This is a genomic window from Saccharothrix carnea, from assembly GCF_003014735.1.
In the GTDB taxonomy this organism is placed as follows: Bacteria; Actinomycetota; Actinomycetes; order Mycobacteriales; family Pseudonocardiaceae; genus Actinosynnema; species Actinosynnema carneum.
On record NZ_PYAX01000006.1, the window covers coordinates 236828 to 253570 of the forward strand.

The 16743-nt window shown below is 71.5% G+C and carries 14 protein-coding genes and 1 pseudogene; 4 read left to right on the top strand and 11 right to left on the bottom strand.

Annotation, left to right across the window (positions count from 1 at the left end; genetic code table 11):
* Positions 1-19 precede the first annotated feature (19 nt).
* Both B0I31_RS19230 and B0I31_RS19235 read left to right on the top strand, forming a co-directional pair.
* Positions 20-760 (top strand): SDR family NAD(P)-dependent oxidoreductase, encoded by a 741-nt coding sequence (locus B0I31_RS19230; protein WP_106616769.1) that lies wholly within the window; start codon positions 20-22, stop codon positions 758-760.
* Positions 757-2094, top strand: a complete 1338-nt coding sequence (locus B0I31_RS19235) for a cytochrome P450 (protein WP_106616770.1) — start codon at positions 757-759, stop codon at positions 2092-2094. Before B0I31_RS19230 ends, B0I31_RS19235 begins: the two co-directional genes overlap by 4 nt.
* Here B0I31_RS19235 and B0I31_RS19240 read toward each other — a convergent pair.
* From B0I31_RS19240 to guaB, 5 genes are all read right to left on the bottom strand, one after another.
* Complete coding sequence (locus B0I31_RS19240; protein ID WP_106617047.1) at positions 2069-3364, bottom strand: FAD-dependent monooxygenase; 1296 nt, start codon at positions 3362-3364, stop codon at positions 2069-2071. The two genes, B0I31_RS19235 and B0I31_RS19240, sit on opposite strands and share 26 nt — an antisense overlap.
* Positions 3361-4320 carry an MBL fold metallo-hydrolase gene (locus B0I31_RS19245; RefSeq protein WP_106617048.1) on the bottom strand — a complete coding sequence of 320 codons (960 nt, stop codon included), beginning with the start codon at positions 4318-4320 and terminating at the stop codon, positions 3361-3363. The genes B0I31_RS19240 and B0I31_RS19245 overlap by 4 nt, the downstream gene beginning before the upstream one ends.
* Before the next feature lie 19 nt (positions 4321-4339).
* Positions 4340-6067, bottom strand: a complete 1728-nt coding sequence (locus tag B0I31_RS19250; protein WP_106616771.1) for an FAD-dependent oxidoreductase — start codon at positions 6065-6067, stop codon at positions 4340-4342.
* A gap of 110 nt (positions 6068-6177) precedes the next feature.
* Positions 6178-7311 (bottom strand): GuaB3 family IMP dehydrogenase-related protein, encoded by a 1134-nt coding sequence (locus tag B0I31_RS19255; RefSeq protein WP_106616772.1) that lies wholly within the window; start codon positions 7309-7311, stop codon positions 6178-6180.
* A 61-nt stretch (positions 7312-7372) separates the two neighbouring features.
* Positions 7373-8884 carry an IMP dehydrogenase gene (gene guaB / locus B0I31_RS19260; protein ID WP_106616773.1) on the bottom strand — a complete coding sequence of 504 codons (1512 nt, stop codon included), beginning with the start codon at positions 8882-8884 and terminating at the stop codon, positions 7373-7375.
* A gap of 66 nt (positions 8885-8950) precedes the next feature.
* On the opposite strand from guaB, the gene B0I31_RS19265 reads away from it, so the two are divergent.
* Positions 8951-9400, top strand: a complete 450-nt coding sequence (locus B0I31_RS19265; RefSeq protein WP_073885858.1) for a DUF5319 domain-containing protein — start codon at positions 8951-8953, stop codon at positions 9398-9400.
* 52 nt (positions 9401-9452) lie between these two features.
* On the opposite strand, the gene B0I31_RS42615 is transcribed toward B0I31_RS19265, so the two are convergent.
* From B0I31_RS42615 to B0I31_RS19290, 5 genes and pseudogenes are all read right to left on the bottom strand, one after another.
* On the bottom strand, positions 9453-10394 hold the full coding sequence (locus B0I31_RS42615) for an anti-sigma-D factor RsdA (protein ID WP_106616774.1): 942 nt from the start codon (positions 10392-10394) through the stop codon (positions 9453-9455).
* Positions 10395-10967: a sigma-70 family RNA polymerase sigma factor gene (locus B0I31_RS19275; protein WP_106616775.1), complete on the bottom strand. Its 573-nt coding sequence runs from the start codon at positions 10965-10967 to the stop codon at positions 10395-10397. It abuts the gene before it with no gap.
* A gap of 334 nt (positions 10968-11301) precedes the next feature.
* Positions 11302-11899 (bottom strand): annotated as a pseudogene (locus B0I31_RS19280) (response regulator transcription factor).
* Positions 11900-11979: 80 nt separating this feature from the next.
* The gene (locus tag B0I31_RS19285; RefSeq protein WP_106616777.1) at positions 11980-12876 is read right to left on the bottom strand and encodes a hypothetical protein; all 897 of its coding nucleotides are present in this window, start codon (positions 12874-12876) and stop codon (positions 11980-11982) included.
* A 623-nt stretch (positions 12877-13499) separates the two neighbouring features.
* Positions 13500-14507, bottom strand: a complete 1008-nt coding sequence (locus B0I31_RS19290; RefSeq protein ID WP_106617049.1) for a MerR family transcriptional regulator — start codon at positions 14505-14507, stop codon at positions 13500-13502.
* Positions 14508-14696: 189 nt separating this feature from the next.
* Between B0I31_RS19290 and B0I31_RS19295 the strand changes: the two genes are divergently transcribed.
* Positions 14697-14993 (top strand): WhiB family transcriptional regulator, encoded by a 297-nt coding sequence (locus tag B0I31_RS19295; RefSeq protein WP_033428626.1) that lies wholly within the window; start codon positions 14697-14699, stop codon positions 14991-14993.
* A 70-nt stretch (positions 14994-15063) separates the two neighbouring features.
* On the opposite strand, the gene groL is transcribed toward B0I31_RS19295, so the two are convergent.
* On the bottom strand, positions 15064-16692 hold the full coding sequence (groL, locus tag B0I31_RS19300; protein ID WP_106616778.1) for a chaperonin GroEL: 1629 nt from the start codon (positions 16690-16692) through the stop codon (positions 15064-15066).
* Positions 16693-16743: the final 51 nt, after the last annotated feature.

Consider the following 16743-nt stretch of genomic DNA (forward strand, 5'->3'; position numbering starts at 1 on the left):
ACGAACGAGAGGTGGGCGCATGCGGTTGTCGGGCTCGACGGTGTTGGTGACGGGCGCTACGGGCGGGATCGGGCACTCGATCGCGCGGAGGTTGGCGGGTCGGGGGGCGAAGCTGGTGCTGACCGGGCGGAAGGTCGCCGAGCTGGAACGCCTCGCCGACGAGGTCGGCGGACGGGCTGTGGTGGCGGACCTGGCGGGTGGTGTCGGGCAGTTGGTGGAGGAGGCCGGGGCGGTCGACGTGCTGGTGGCGAACGCCGCGCTGCCGGCCGGCGGGCCGTTGCTCGACTTCACCGACGAGCAGGTCGGGCAGGCGCTGGCGGTGAACCTGGAGGCGCCGATCGCGTTGGCCCGGGCGTTGGTGCCGTCGATGACGGCGGCGGGGCGCGGGCACGTGGTGTTCGTCGGGTCGTTGGCGGGCAAGGTGGCGTCGGCGGGTTCGGCGCTGTACAACGCGACGAAGTTCGGGTTGCGCGGGTTCGCGTTGGGGTTGCGGGAGGACCTGCGCGGCAGCGGCGTCGGGGTGTCGGTCGTCCAGCCGGGGTTCGTGCGGGACGCCGGGATGTTCGCCGACTCCGGTGCGACGGCGCCCGCCGGGCTACGGACCGTCTCGCCGGAGCAGGTAGCGGACGGTGTCGTGAGGGCGGTCGAGGAGGACCGGGCCGAGGTGAACGTGGCACCGGTGGAGTTGCGGGTGCTCAGCGCCCTGGGTGGCCAGTTCCCGGCGTTCTCGTCGGGGTTGCAGCGGAGGTTGGTGCGGTGACGGCGGCGACGATCCCACACCCGCGGTGGCGGGTCCCCTTCCTGGGCGACGTCCTGGGCACGAACCCGCGCACGCCGGTGCAGGACACCATGCGGATGGGCCGGGAGCTGGGGCCGATCTTCACCCGGCGGTTCCTGGACCAGGAGATCGTGTTCGTCGGCGGTGCGGCGCTGGCCGCGGACCTCGCCGACGAGTCGCGGTTCGCCAAGCACCTGGCGCTGGGCGTGGAGGCGTTGCGGGACGTCGGCGGCGACGGGCTGTTCACCGCGTACAACGAGGAGCCGAACTGGAAGGCGGCGCACGACGTGCTGCTGCCCGCGTTCACCCAGAGCGCCATGCGCGCCTACCACCCGACGATGGTGGACGTGACCGCCCAGTTGGTGGCGAAGTGGGACCGCGGCGGGGTGGTCGACGTGTCGGCGGACATGACGAACCTGACGTTGGAGACCATCGGGCGGGTCGGGTTCGGGTACTCGTTCGAGTCGTTCTCGCGCACCGAGGTTCACCCGTTCGTGCGGGCGATGATCGGGTCGTTGCGGTACGCGCAGCGCAAGAACTTCGTGCTGCCGGTGGTCGGCCGGTTGCTGGGACGGGCGGCGGAGGAGCGCTACCGGGCTGATCTCGCGTTCCTCGCGGAGGTCGTGGACGAGGTGGTGCGGTCGCGGCGCGGGTCGGGCGGGTCGGACCTGCTCGGGCTGATGCTGGCGTCCGGGGAGCTGGACGAGGTGAACATCCGCAACCAGGTGATCACGTTCCTGATCGCGGGGCACGAGACGACGTCCGGCGCGCTGTCGTTCGCGCTGTACTACCTGTCGCGGCACCCGGAAGTGGTCGAGAAGGCCCGTGCGGAGATCGACGCGGTGTGGGGTTCGGCGGACGTGCCGGAGTTCGAGCAGGTCACCAAGCTGCGGTACGTGCGGCGGGTGCTGGACGAGGCGTTGCGGCTGTGGCCCACGGCGCCGGGGTTCGCCCGGGAGGCGCGGGCGGACACCGTGCTCGGTGGGCGGTACCCGCTGCGGGCCGGGCAGTGGGCGCTGGTGCTGCTGCCGCTGGTCCACCGGGATCCCTCGGTGTGGCCGGCACCGGAGGCGTTCGACCCGGACCGGTTCGCGCCCGCGGCGGTGAAGGCCCGGCCCGCGCACGTCTACAAGCCGTTCGGGACGGGGGAACGGGCGTGCATCGGGCGGCAGTTCGCGGTGCACGAGGCGACGTTGGCACTGGGCACGGTGTTGCGGCGGTACGACCTGGTCGGTGTCCCCGACTACGAGTTGCGGGTGGCCGAGATGCTGACGTTGAAGCCGGACGGGTTCACCGTGACACCTCGGCGGAGGTGAAGCCCTTGGCGCGGCGCAGCGCCGCGGTGAGGTCGGTCCCGGTGGCGGCGGTGTGGCCGTCAGGGCGGATCAGGGCGTCGCCCTCGACGGTGAAGCCGGGGCCGTAGCGGCGGCTGTCCGGGCGCAGCTCGCCGTCGCCGTTGGTGGTGAGGGGTGAGTCGCGGTAGGCGAAGGGCTCGAAGAGGCGGCCGGAGTCGATCTCGTCGGTGAGGTTGTTCGTCAGCACGTGGCGGCGGTGGGCGCGTTCGGCTTCGGTCCGCGGCACGAGGAAGCGCATCGTGGCGTCGGTGACCCGGAGGTTCTCGTCGGCGGCCGCGGCACGTTCGTGGTGGTAGGAGTCGAGGAGGTGCGGGCCCGCCTCGCCCGCCCGGTCGAGGGCGATCTTCCACGCGGCGTTGTCGGCGTCGCAGATGCCGGAGTTGAGGCCGCGGGCGCCGAACGGGCTCATCACGTGGGCGGCGTCGCCCGCGAGGAGGACGTTGCCGACGCGGAAGTGGGTGGCCCGCCGCTGGTGGAAGCGGTAGGTGGACTGCCAGAGGATCTCGTGCGGGCGGTCGCCGGTGATGGCGCGGACGTGGTCGGGCGTGAGCTCGAAGTCCTCGGGGACCTGCCAGTCGATCCGGTGCACGCCGTCCGGTTGCGGGTGGACCAGGACCTGGCGGCCGGGGTTCCACGGCGGGTCGAAGTAGAAGCGGCGCTCCGGCTCGGGGTGGCCGAGGTCGACGCGGATGTCGGCGATGACGAACCGGTCGGTGAACGAGTGGCCGTCGAACGGGATGCCGAGCAGGTGCCGGACGGTGGAGTGGGCGCCGTCCGCGGCGACGCAGTGGGTGCCCTCGAAAGTGCGGTTCCGGGTGTGGAGGGTGACGTGGTCGGTTTGTTGTACGCGATCGACTCGCTGCCCGAAGTGGACGGTGATGAGGGGTTCGGTTGCGGCTTTTGTGTGCAGGATGCGTTCTACGGTGGTCTGCGGTGTGTTCACGAACGGCGGGAAGCCCTCGGTGCGGGGTAGTTCGAGGGTGAGCACTTCGCGGTCGCGGTAGTACGTGCGGCCGCGGTACCAGGTGACGCCGGCGTCCACGACGGCCCGGCCGACGCCGACGCGGTCGAGGATGTCCAGCACGGCCCGGTGGACGCAGATCGAGCGGCTGCCGATGGCCTGGTGGTGCGGTGCGGCTTCCAGGACGGTCGTCGGCACGCCCGCGCGGGCCAGCAGGAGCGCGGTGGTCAGCCCCACCGGGCCCGCGCCGACGACCAGCACCGGTGTCATCGCAGCGCCGCCCACACCTCTCGGTCCCGTTCGGCGGTCCAGATCCGGGGCCAGTCCACGCCGTCGCACTCGTCCCAGTACCGCTGCACGTCGAACGGCAGGCAGTGCTCGAAGATCGGCCAACGCCCGTAGCGCGGCGCCAGCGCGGCGTGCGCGGCCTCGAACGCGTCCTTCACCGTGCCGCCGCCGCGGTGCGCGGTCCCGACCGTGCGGCGCAGTTCGTCCAGGAAGTGCCGTGACTGGGCGATCGCCGCGTCGACCTCGGTCCGGTCGCGGGCCGGCGCACCGCGTCCGCCGACGAGCTGCTCGGCGCCCAGCGCGGCCACCCGGTCCAGCGTCGTCGTCGCCCACTCGTCGTGGAACGCGTCCCCGGTGTAGAGGGCGGCCTGCGACTCGACCAGGTCACCCGCGAACAGGATCCGCTGGTGCGGCAGCCACGCCACGATGTCCCCCGCGGTGTGGCCGCGACCGCAGTAGCGCAGCTCCACCTCGCCCCGGTCACCGCCGAGCGGGATGGTGAGCCGGTCGGAGAACGTGACGGTCGGCCAGGTCAGGCCGGGGATGCCCGCGGGCTCCTCGAACAGCCGGGGCATGCGGCCGTGCTCGCTGAGCCAGTCCTCGCGACCGCGTTCGGCGATCAACGCCCTGGTGTTCTCGTGCGCGATGATCTCGGCGGCGCCGAACGCGCTCGCGCCCAGCGTGCGGACCGCGTGGTAGTGGCTCAGGACCAGGTGGCGGACCGGCTTGTCGGTGTGCTCGCGGAGCAGGTCGAGCCAGCGCCTGGCGGCCTTCGGCGTGGCGCGGGCCTCGACGCAGGCCAGGAAGTCCTCGCCCTCGATCGCGCCGACGTTCGGGTCGCCTTCGGCGGTGAGGGTGTAGACGCCCTCGGCGAGTTCGACGAACCGCTCTTCCTTGGGCGTGAGGTCGGCGCTGGACGCGAACGGCTTCGTGGCCACACCACCCACCATAGGGCGATCAGGTCGACTTGACCTCCACGATCGGCAGCCGGGGCAGCCGCAGGGCACCGGGGGCGTCGGCGGGGACGGCGGGTTTCTTCGGCGCCACGGGAGCGATCCGCCGGTAGCCCGCCGACTGGTCGGGGCGGTCGTCCGGCTCGCCCTTGTTCGGCCACACCGAGAACGCCCGCTCGGCCTGCGCGGTGATGGTGAGCGACGGGTTCACGCCCAGGTTCGCCGAGATCGCCGCACCGTCCACCACGGACAGGCCCGGGTACCCGTAGACCCGGTGGTAGGGGTCGATGACGCCGCTGGCCGGGTCCGAGCCGATCGGGCAGCCGCCGATGAAGTGCGCGGTCAGGGGGATGTTGAACAGCTCACCCCACGTGCCGCCCGCGATGCCGTCGATGTGCTTGGCCGCGAGCAGGTTGGCCTCGTGGCCCGCTTCGATGAACGTCGGGTTCGGCCGGCCGTGCCCCTGCTTCGAGGTGAGCTTGCGACCGAACAGGCCCTTCTTCGTGAAGGTGGTGATGGAGTTGTCGAGGCTCTGCATCACCAGCAGGATCACGGTCCGCTCGCTCCACCGGTGCACGGACATGAGCCGGGCCAGCCGCAGCGGGTGGCGGACGGCCTGGGACAGGAACTGCAGCAGGCGCGGCGTCGACTTCGCTCCGTCCGTGGCCAGGGTCTGGAGCAGGCCCATGGCATTGCTGCCCTTGCCGTAGCGGACCGGTTCGATGTGGGTCTGCTCGTCCGGGTGGATCGAGGACGTGATCGCCACGCCCTGGCTGAAGTTGCGCTCCTCGTCCACGGTGAAGCGGGCCGCGCCGATGATCGACTCGGAGTTCGTCCTGGTCAGCTCGCCGAGCTTGGGCGAGAGGTTCGGCAGGGCGCCCTCAGCCTTCATCCGGTGCAGCAGCTGCTGGGTGCCCCAGGTGCCGGCGGCCAGCACGACCTGGTTCGCGGTGATCGTGCGGCGGCCCTTGCGCAGCTTGCCGCCGGTGCGCCGGGTGCCGACCGCCCACGTGCCGTCCGGGGCTTGGCGCAGGTCGGTGACGGTGGTCAGCGGCAGCACCCGGGCGCCGTTGCGCTCGGCCAGGTAGAGGTAGTTCTTGACCAGGGTGTTCTTCGCGCCGACCCGGCAGCCGGACATGCACGCGCCGCACTGCGTGCAGCCGGTCCGGCTCGGGCCCGCACCGCCGAAGTACGGGTCGTCGGCGGGCTTGCCCGGCTCGCCGAAGAACACGCCGACCGGCGTCGGGTGGTAGGTGTCGGCGACGCCCATCTCCTCGGCGACGCGCTGCATCACCACGTCCGATGGTGTGGTGGTCGGGTTCTGCACCACGCCCAGCATCCGGCTCGCCTGGTCGTAGAACGGGGCCAGCTCGGCTTCCCAGTCGGTGATGTGCGCCCACTGCCGGTCGGCGTAGAACGGTTTGAGCGGCCGGTACAGGGTGTTGGCGTACACCAGCGACCCGCCGCCGACGCCCGACCCGGCCAGGATCATCACGCTGCGCAGGGCGTGGATGCGCTGGATGCCGTAGCAGCCGAGCGCCGGCGCCCACAGGTAGCGGCGCAGGTCCCACGACGTCTTGGCGAACTCGTCGTCGGCGAACCGGCGGCCTGCCTCGATGACGGCCACGCGGTAGCCCTTCTCGGTGAGCCGGAGGGCGGCGACGCTGCCACCGAAGCCCGAGCCCACCACCACGACGTCGTAGTCGGTGTTGTTACCGGCGAGTTCACCCATGGGTGGGAGGTTAGGCGTAACTTCCGGTAACAGGCTAGTGATGAATCGGTTCAGTCCGCGCGGGCGTGAAAAAGCCCCCGCCTGGAGCAGGGGCTTCTCCACGGAGAACCTCAGCCGCGGATGGTCAAGCCGACCTTCTGGAACTCCTTGAGGTCCGAGTAGCCGGTCTTGGCCATGGCACGGCGCAGTGAGCCGAACAGGTTGGTCACGCCGCGGGGGTCGACGGACGGGCCGAACAGCAGTTTGCGCAGGTCGACGACCTGGTCGACGCCGGTCGACACGTGGCTGCGCGGGACGGACGGGTGTGCGGAGGCGGCGGTCCAGTAGAGGCCCTGGCCCGGCGCCTCGGAGGCCGCCGCGAGCGGCTCGCCCAGCATGACCGCGTCGGCGCCGCAGGCGATCGACTTCGCGATGTCGCCGCTGGTCAGCACGCCACCGTCAGCGATCACGTGGACGTACCGGCCGCCGGTCTCGTCCAGGTAGTCGCGGCGGGCGGCGGCGGCGTCGGCGATGGCGGTGGCCATCGGGACGCCGATGCCCAGCACCGAGTCGGTCGTGGTCACGCCCGGGGTGTAGCCGTAGCCCACGATGACGCCCGCGGCGCCCGTGCGCATCAGGTGCATCGCGGTCCGGTAGTCGCCCACGCCGCCCGCGATGACCGGGATGTCGAGGTCCGCGATGAACGACTTCAGGTTCAGCGGCTCGCCGTCGCGCGAGACGTGCTCGGCGGAGATGATCGTGCCCTGCACGACCAGGATCTCCACGCCGGCCGCCAGCAGGTCCGGGGTCAGCTCGGCCGCCCGCTGCGGGCTGACCCGCACGGCGACCGTGACGCCCGACTCGCGGACCTGCTTGATCGCCTCGGCGATCAGGTCCATCCGCACCGGCTCGGCGTGCAACTCCTGCAGCACCTTCACCGGCGCGGCCGGGTCGTCGGTGTCCTCCACCGCCTGCACCAGCCGGAACAGGGCCTCTTCCACGTCACCGTGCCGGGCCCACAGGCCCTCCGCGTTGAGGACGCCCAAGCCACCCAGCTCGCCGATCGCGACCGCCGTGCCCGGCGACACGATCGCGTCCGTCGGGTGGGTGATCAGGGGAATCTCGAACCGGTAGGCGTCGATCTGCCACGCCGTCGAGACGTCCTTCGAGGATCGGGTCCTGCGGGACGGGATGATCTCGAGGTCGTCCAGCTCGTAGGCCCGCCTCGCGGTCCGGCCCATGCCGATCTCGACCAGATCGCGCACCTTTGTCGTCCTTCCGTGGAGCTAGCGGAACCTGGGAACACTAGCCCAAGGCGATCCGAATTCAGCGGGTCGTGTAGTTCGGGGCTTCGACGGTCATGGTGATGTCGTGCGGGTGGCTCTCCTTGAGCCCGGCCGCCGTGATCCGCACCAGCTGCTTGCGCTGCAGGTCGGCGACGGTCTTCGAGCCGGTGTAGCCCATCGCGGCGCGCAGGCCGCCCACCAGCTGGTGCACCACGGTCGACAGCGGACCGCGGAACGGCGTGCGGCCCTCGATGCCCTCGGGCACCAGCTTGTCCTCGGACAGCACGTCGTCCTGGAAGTAGCGGTCCTTCGAGTACGACTTGCCCTCGCCGCGGCCCTGGAGCGCGGCCAGCGAGCCCATGCCCCGGTAGGTCTTGAACTGCTTGCCGTTGACCAGCACCAGCTCACCGGGCGACTCGGCGGTGCCCGCGAGCAGGCTGCCCAGCATGACCGCGCTCGCGCCCGCCGCGATCGCCTTGGCGATGTCACCCGAGTACTGGATGCCGCCGTCACCGATCACCGGCACACCCGCCGGCCCGCACGCCAGACTGGCCTCGTAGATCGCGGTGATCTGCGGCACACCGACACCCGCGACCACGCGCGTGGTGCAGATCGAGCCGGGGCCGACGCCGACCTTCACGCCGTCCGCGCCCGCGTCCACCAGGGCCTGGGCGCCCGCGCGGGTGGCGACGTTGCCGCCGACCACGTCCACCTCGTCGCCCAGCTCCTTCTTCACCCGGGCGACCATCTCCAGCACGTTGCGCTGGTGGCCGTGCGCGGTGTCGACCATGATCACGTCGACGCCCGCCTCGGCCAGCGCCATGGCCCGCGCGAAGCTGTCCTCGCCGACCCCGATCGCGGCGGCGCACAGCAGCCTGCCGTCCGGGTCCTTCGAGGCGTTCGGGTACTGCTCGGTCTTGACGAAGTCCTTGACCGTGATCAGGCCGCGCAGCTTGCCCTCGCCGTCCACGATCGGCAGCTTCTCCACCTTGTGCCTGCGCAGCAGGCCCAGCGCGGCCTCGGCCGACACGCCGACCTGGGCCGTGACCAGCGGGCCCTTGGTCATCACCTCGCTGACCTTGCGCGAGTGGTCGACCTCGAAGCGCATGTCGCGGTTGGTGATGATGCCGACGAGCTTGCCGCTCGCGTCCGTGACCGGCACGCCGGAGATCCGGTAGCGGGCGCACAGCTCGTCGACGTGGCGGATCGTGTCGTCCGGGGTGCACGTGACCGGGTCGCTCACCATGCCCGCCTCGGACCGCTTCACGGTCTCCACCTGGCGGGCCTGCTCCTCCAGGGACAGGTTGCGGTGCAGCACGCCGATACCGCCCTGGCGGGCCATCGAGATGGCCATCCGGCCCTCGGTCACGGTGTCCATCGCGGCCGAGGCCAGCGGCACGCGCAGGGTGGTGTTGCGCGACAGCTTGGTGCTGGTGTCCACGCCGCTCGGGACGATCTCCGACTCGGCGGGCAGCAGCAGTACGTCGTCGAAGGTCAGTCCCAGCATGGCGAACTTGGGCGGGACTCCGTCAGCGTTGAGCTCGCTGGTCATGGCGGCTGGCTTGCCTTCCGTCGTGCGGCGATCCCGCCGCCGCGGATCGGGTGCCACGCAGCGGCGATGGGTTCAGGTCATGGTATCTGGACGTGGCCGGGGGTCCGCCCGGTACCGTGCGGGGTCGTGCCGCACGACGCGTTGCCACCAGACCCGTTCGCGGGTGACCCGGAGGACCCGGCCCGGGTCCTCGGCGAACCCGACCACGACCACGACCACCCGCCGATGGACGACGCCGAGCGGGCCGAGCTGATCGGCGACCTCAGCGACCTCGCGGTGTACCAGGCGCTGCTGGAACCCCGTGGTGTCAGAGGGATCGTGGTGGACTGCGGCGAGTGCCAGGAGCCGCACTACCACGACTGGGCGCTGCTGCGGTCGAGCCTGGAGCAGCTGCTGTCCGATGGCCGGATGCGCCCGCACGAGCCCGCGTACGACCCGGATCCGGTGGCGTACGTGAGCTGGGAGTACTGCCGCGGTTACGCCGATGGGGTCACCGCGACCGAGAGCGCCCGCTGACCATGTGACGAAGCCCGCTCCCGGGCGGGGAGCGGGCTTCGTCACAGGCGGGTCAGTTCTCCGGCGTGCCCTGCGTCTGGCCATCGGTGACGCCGGGGGTCTGCGGCGGGTCACCCCGGCTCTGACCGCTGGCCGGAGGCTCGCCCGACGTGGGCGGCGGTGGCGGCTGCGCCGTGCCGTCCGTGGTCGGGACCGTCTCGGTGGTCGTCGTCGGCGTGGTCGTCGTGGTCGGTTCCGGCACCGTCGTCAGCACCGCGGACGACGGCCGGCTCGGCTCGGTCGTGGGCAGCGGCAACGACGTGGCCTGGTCCGCGGTGGTCGGCGTGTTCGGCGACGGCGTGGTGCTGGTCAGCTCCTCCAGCAGCGACTCGTGCTGCTGGGCCAGGGCGTCTTTGTCGTCGTCCGGCGAAACGGACGGCAGGATCTCGCCCGCCTTGAGCAGCGCGTCACGCGCTTCGCTGTACCGGCCGTCGCGCAGCGCGGCGCGAGCGGTGTCGAGGTCGGTGCGCACCGCGACGGCGGCTTCCACCGACCGCGCGTGCTCGGAGTAGAGGACCCTGGTCAGGCCCCAAAGCGCGTCACCGGGCTGGGCGTCGCGCGCGACCAGGCTCATCCCGGTGAACGCGATCGCCAGCACGGCGGCGGCGCTCGCGAGGGGGATGAGGAAGCGGTGCCTGCTCCTCGGCTGGGGGCGGGCGGCGGCGATCGTGGCCACCGCGGTCTCGGTGTCGACCAGCTCGCCCATCGGCGGGCTGTCGACCTCGCGCCGCCAGGCCAGCAGCAGCGCGTTCAGCTCGTCGTCGACGAGCGACGCCGGCGGCTCGCCGGCACGTCCGCCCAGCGCGTCGAGCAGCGCGTCGTCAGCTCGGATGTCCGCGAGGTCGTCCCCGGGGTCCACCAAGGTGTCCTCGACCAGGGCGTCATCAGACTGCGGCGGTCTCTCATCTCGTCCGCGCACGACTTTTCCGTTGCCCTTCTCGTGCTGGTCAGCCACTCAGACCACCTCCTCCGCTGCCAACGTTTTGCGAAGGCGGGCCAGGGCGCGGTGTTGCGCCACCCGAACCGCGCCCGGCGTGGAGCCGACCGCGTCGGCGGTCTCCTCGGCCGACAGGCCGACGACCACGCGAAGCAGCAGGATCTCCCGCTGCTTCTCCGGAAGGACTTTCAGGAGCACGGCCATCCGCTCCGACAGCTCGCCCTGCATGGCGCGCTGCTCGGGACCGGCCTCCGTCTCAGGGGCATCGGGCACCTCCGGGACCGGTTCGGACCGGTTCCGGGCTGCGGAGCGATGCGCGTCGGCCACCTTGTGCGCGGCGATCCCGTAGACGAACGCCAAGAACGGCCGACCCTGGTCGCGATAGCTGGGCAGGGCCGTCAGCACCGCGAGACACACCTCCTGGGCCACGTCGTCCGCCGAAGCGAAAGACCTCTCCTGCCTTCCGACTCTGGCGCGGCAGTACCGCACCACAAGGGGTCGGATGGATGCCAGGAGCCGCTCGATCGCGTGGCGTTCGCCATCGACGGCTGCGCCCACTTCGGCGTCCAGTCCGTCCCCCAAGTTGGTCATCGCAGACAACTGCCCTGGTGTTACGCGTAGGCGTACCGACAAAGAACAGCACGGGACGATCGACGTCGCCCGTACTGGTGAGGCTCACCGTACCGGTCGCACGACCGAATGTTGGGCAACGGGGTCCAGATGGGGTCTTTAGACCTCACCTGATCAGCCGACACGCCGTGGACGTCGCCGAGGTCGTGGGTGCGGCGGGCATCGGGAGGTCGTGGGCGCACAGCGGCCCGGTGACGCGCGTGGCGTCACCGGGCCGTGGCTGGAGGAAGGAGTGCCGGTGCGACTCGCCTGACGAGTCCGACGAGCCTGGCCCCGAGCCTGTGCGTCCTGCGGACTAGGACACGAGACCGCGCCGGAAGCCGTGCGCGACGGCCTGCGCCCGGTCGCGCACGCCGAGCTTGCGGAACAAGCGCCGGGCGTGGGTCTTCACCGTGTCCTCGGACAGGTAGAGCTCACGCCCGATCTGCCCGTTGCTCTTGCCCTGGCTCATCCCGCGCAGCACCTGGAGCTCGCGCTCGGTGAGCTGGACGCCCGGGTCCGACGGCTGGCGCGGCGCGGGCACGCTCGTGCTCGCGAGCGTGTGCGCCAGTGCGGCGACCAGCTCGGGGCGCGAGGCGTCCCAACGCAGGTAGCCGCGGGCCCCGCCGGCGATCGCGGCGGCGATGCTGCCCGCGTCGTCCGGTGCGCCGAAGACGATGACGTTTGCCTGCGGGTTGGCCGAGACGAGTCGCCGGGTCGCTTCGACCCCGGTCGGGACGGCGCGCTGGGTGCCAACCAGTACGACGTCGACCGGCTGCCGAGAGAACCGAGCCAACAACTCGTCACCGTGCGCTACGCAGTCGATGCGGCTAACCCCCTGGGACAGCCGACATCACGCGGGTGAGACCCTCCCGCACACTGCGCCGGTCGTCGCAAATAAGGACCGTGGTCACGGGGACTCCTTCCTGCAGCCGAGTGACGTTCCACATCCCCTATCGGACGCTAGAGGCCGAACCTTGACACGATCCGGTGCTTAATCCGTCAAGAAGTTCGTCTCAGGGTCTGCGTTCGGGGGTTCCCCGGAACGGAGCAGCGCAGTCGGGATCCACGGCGATCGGTCCGCGAGACGGCGGCCCGACGGGTCGGCCCTGCGCAACACGCAGCTCAGAGCGTTTTCCGCGCGTTCCTTCACGTTTTCCGTGCCCGCAATACTGCGGTCTGCCTGGGCGTTTGCCACGACAAGCGCCGTCGGCCAGACCAACGAGAAAAGCCCTCGGCGGTCAGTGTGATTTAGGTCACACAGTAGCAGGTCCACCCCGCGATCGACGCTTTCGGGTGTCCCCCACACCACGAGGGCGGTGCCGAGGACGAGGTCGGACTTGAGGATGTGTCGCGTTGCACCGGCCTCCCGAGCGGTCGCCGCGGCGACCTCGGCCGGGTGCACCGCCTGCCCGGCGTGACCGCCGGCCAACGCGATCTCGGCGGCCAGCCACTGGTGCCGCACTCGGCTGCGCCAACCGTGTGGCCGGACCCTCGCGTGCAGCCGCCGTGCTTCGACGAGCCGCCCGGCACCGACCGCGTCGGCCGCGAGCCCGAGCAGCGCGTCGGCCCGCGCACCGGCCACGTCCACGTCGTCCGGGTCTTGGCCGCCGGAGTCCCGGTCTTCGGGCACCATCGCCAACGCCCGCCCGTCCAGCACCCGTGCCGCCGCGTGGCCGCCGAGCTGGCGCCGGTGCGAGGCCAGCGTGGAAGCCGCCAACGACCCGAACAGCCCACCGCGTCCGATCAACTCCCCGAGCACCGCGGCCGCCGCCGCGTAGTACCCCTGCCCCCCGAGCACCACCGCCGCCAACCACCGCTCTTCCACCCCACCGCCCAACGCACCCCACACCTCGGCCTCGGGCCGATCCCCGAACGCCGCCTCCCGCACCCCCACCACCTCAACCCCTCCCCCCGGGCCGAGCCACCGCCGGCCACTCGCTCGCGGGTTATCCACAGGCAGCCGGCGGACACGTCGGAACGCCGGACCCTCGTGGCAGGGTAGGTGCAGGCAGAACGCATGGAAGGGGGTGGATCGGACCGTGGCGCCGGAGGACCAGCGGCCCGAGCCGAGCAGTGCGGCCACGCCCAGCCAGACGGGTGAACCAGCAACCGGCTTGGCCGATGGGGCCACCCCCGCAGGCCTTCGGGCAACACTTTCGGGTGGTCATCGCCCAAAAATGTACGGAAACACTGTTCCGAATCCTCGGTTGAAAACCAGCGGAGCCCTCGCCAACCACAACCCCGTCAACACCCACCCCGACCACCGCGAACGACAGCGCCTGGAAGCGAAGCGGATCCGCAGCGAACGGGCCCGACGCGAACGGAGGTCCGGCGCGAACGGGTCCGCGGCGAGCAGGTCCGCAGCCACGAGCAGGTCCGCGACGAGCAGGTCCGCGGCGAGCAGGGACAGGGCGAGCAGGGACAGGGCGAGCGGAGACGGGGATGCGAGGCCGGGATGAGCGATGGTCGGCGGCGCATGCCGCAGGGATCAGCAGACGGCCCGCTGGGTGATCAGCAGACGGCCCGCTCGATCGCGTCCGCGGCCGAGGCGAGGTCGTTGATCCGCTCCGCCGGCTGCGGCACGACGCCGCGTTCCCAGCCGGGGCCGCCGGCGAAGACGCGGACCTGTTGGCGGGTCCTCGGCAGCGCCGCCACGACACCCGGATCGGCGTAGCGCGGCAGCTGGGCCCACAGCACCACGGCCGAAGGTGCGGTGCGGCGGACGGCTGAGGCCAGGGCGTCGGCGGGTAGCGCCGCTCCGAGCTGCCGGGTGCCGAGCCCGCGCTGCGCGAGCACCGCCGCCAGCGGGTAGAGCGGCAGGTTGTGCCGTTCGTCCGGCATGCACGCCAGCAGCACGGGACGGTGGTTGCGCGGGCTCGTCACGACCGGGGTGGCGCGGATGACGGCGGCCAGGACGCACTCCTCCACCAGGTGCGACACCTCGACCCCGGCGCCGGAGTGCTCCCACCTCGCGGCGATCGCGGCCATCACCGGGCGGACCACCTCGTCCCACGTCGTGACCACGCCGTCCGCCTCGATGGCGTCGGCCAGCAGCGACTGCACCGCGGCCGAGTCCATCGCCAACGCCGCCCGCCCGACGCCCTTGGCCCGCCGGTTCTCCGCCTGCAGCTTCAGGCCACGCCCACCGGCCGGTGCGGAACCGCCGTCGAGCTCGCCGCCGGTCAACGACGGGGGGACGGCGGTCAGCGGCGCCCGCAGGCGGCTGGTCAGGGCGTACTTGGCGGCCTCGGCGGACGACGCGCCGCGCAGCAGGGCCCGCTGCATCAGCTCCAGCCGTGCTACGTCGAGTGGCGCGTATTTGCGGTGTCGCCCGGTTGTGTGATCACTGGGGCCGAGGCCGTACCGGCGGTCCCAGGTGCGCAGAGTGGCCGGCGCGACGCCGAGCCTGCGGGCCACGGCGGCCACCGAGAGGGTCACCGAATGCGCTGGATCGTCTTCCGCCGCAACGGTTTCCTGGTCGCCTTCCGGCACGGTCCCGGCGTGGTCGGGTGGCGTCATCACGCTGACATCGTCCGTTCACCTGACGTCACCGGCAACTCCGGGTTTCAACTCCAAGCGATCACCCATCGTATGAATTGCCGGCAAAAGGCCCCGCACCCCTTGAACAAGTTTTGGCGCGGTTCTACGGTGGATCATCGTTAAGCCGAATGGAGCAGTTCTCGTCCATGGGCCAAGGAGGCGGTCTCGATGGCGGACACCCGAAGGCTTCCCGGTCCCAACGCGGATCTGTGGGACTGGCAGATGCGCGGCTCGTGCCGCGGGATGGACAGCGCGTTCTTCTTCCACCCGGACGGGGAGCGCGGACCGGCGCGGGCGCGACGGGAGGCACGGGCGAAGGCCGTGTGCCTGTCGTGCCCGGTGCTGGAGATGTGTCGGCGGCACGCCCTGGCGGTGCAGGAGCCCTACGGGATCTGGGGCGGCCTCTCGGAGTCCGAGCGGGACAGCATCATCAAGGCGCGCAAGCGGCAGTTGACGCCCGCTTGACGCCGAACGCGCGGGAGGGGCGGCACCTCGCGGGTGCCGCCCCTCCCGTTCGCTCTGCGCGACGACCTGGTCAGTGACCGTGGCCGTGGCCGTGCCCGTGACCGGCGCCGCCGGAGGCGGACTCCTCTTCCTTCTTCTCCACGACGGCGCTCTCGGTGGTGAGCACCATGCGGGCGATGGAAGCGGCGTTGGTGACCGCGGAACGCGTCACCTTCACCGGGTCGATGATCCCGGCCTCGAGCAGGTCGCCGTAGGCCAGCGTGGCGGCGTTGAGGCCGAAGCCCCAGTCCTGCTCGCGGACCTTGTTCACCACGACCGCGCCTTCGAGGCCCGCGTTCGCGGCGATCCAGAACAGCGCCGAGCCCAGGGCCTCGCGGACGATCGCGACACCGGTCGCCTCGTCACCGGACAGGCCGAGGCCGCCGTCGAGCACCTTGGCCGCGTGCACCAGGGCCGAGCCGCCGCCGGGCACGATGCCCTCCTCGACCGCGGCCTTGGTCGCCGCCACCGCGTCCTCGATGCGGTGCTTGCGCTCCTTCAGCTCGGTCTCGGTGGCCGCGCCGACCTTGATCACGGCGATGCCGCCGGACAGCTTGGCCAGCCGTTCCTGCAGCTTCTCGCGGTCCCAGTCGGAGTCGGTGGCCTCGATCTCGCGGCGCAGCTGCTCCGCGCGACCGGCCACGTCCGCCGACGAGCCGCCGCCGTCGACGATGGTCGTGTTGTCCTTGGAGACGACGACCCGCCGGGCGGAGCCCAGCACGTCGAGGTTCGCCTCGGACAGCTTCAGGCCGACCTCGGCCGCGATGACCTGCGCGCCGGTGACGACGGCGAGGTCGTCCAGGAACGCCTTGCGGCGGTCGCCGAAGTACGGCGCCTTGACCGCGACCACGCGCAGCGTCTTGCGCAGGGCGTTGACCACCAGGGTGGACAGCGCCTCGCCCTCGACGTCCTCGGCGATGATGACCAGCGGCTTGCCGGCCTCGGCGACCTTCTCCAGGATCGGCAGCAGGTCGGCCAGCGCCGAGATCTTCTCGCGGTGCAGCAGGATGCGGGCGTCCTCGAACACCGTCTCCTGGGCCTCGAGGTCGGTGGCGAAGTGCGCCGACACGTAGCCCTTGTCGAACTGCACGCCCTCGGTGATCTGCAGCTCGGTGGCCATCGAGGAGGACTCCTCGACGGTGATCACACCGTCCTCGCCGACCTTCTCGATGGCTTCGCCGAGCAGGGCGCCGATGGACTCGTCACGGGACGAGACGGTGCCGACCTGGGCGATGTTGTCGCGGCCCTTGACCGGGGTGGCCTTGGCCTTGAGGGCGTCGACGACGGCCTCGGCGGCGGCCTGGATGCCGACGCCGAGCGACATCGGGTTCGCGCCGGCGGCGACGTTGCGCAGGCCGACCCGGACCATGGCCTGGGCCAGCACGGTCGCGGTCGTCGTGCCGTCGCCCGCCACGTCGTTGGTCTTGGTGGCGACGCTCTTGGCCAGCTGCGCGCCGAGGTTCTCGAACGCGTCGTCCAGCTCGATCTCGCGGGCGATGGTCACGCCGTCGTTGGTGACGGTGGGCCCGCCGAACTTCTTGTCGAGGACGACGTGCCTGCCGCGCGGGCCGAGGGTCACCTTGACCGTGTCCGCGAGCTTGTTGACGCCGCGCTCGAGTGCCCGACGAGCGTCCTCGTCGAAGCTGATCTGCTTGGGCATTGCCTACGCCTCTCTTGATGCGAAACGCCCCGGGAGCCCCGGGAAGGGGAT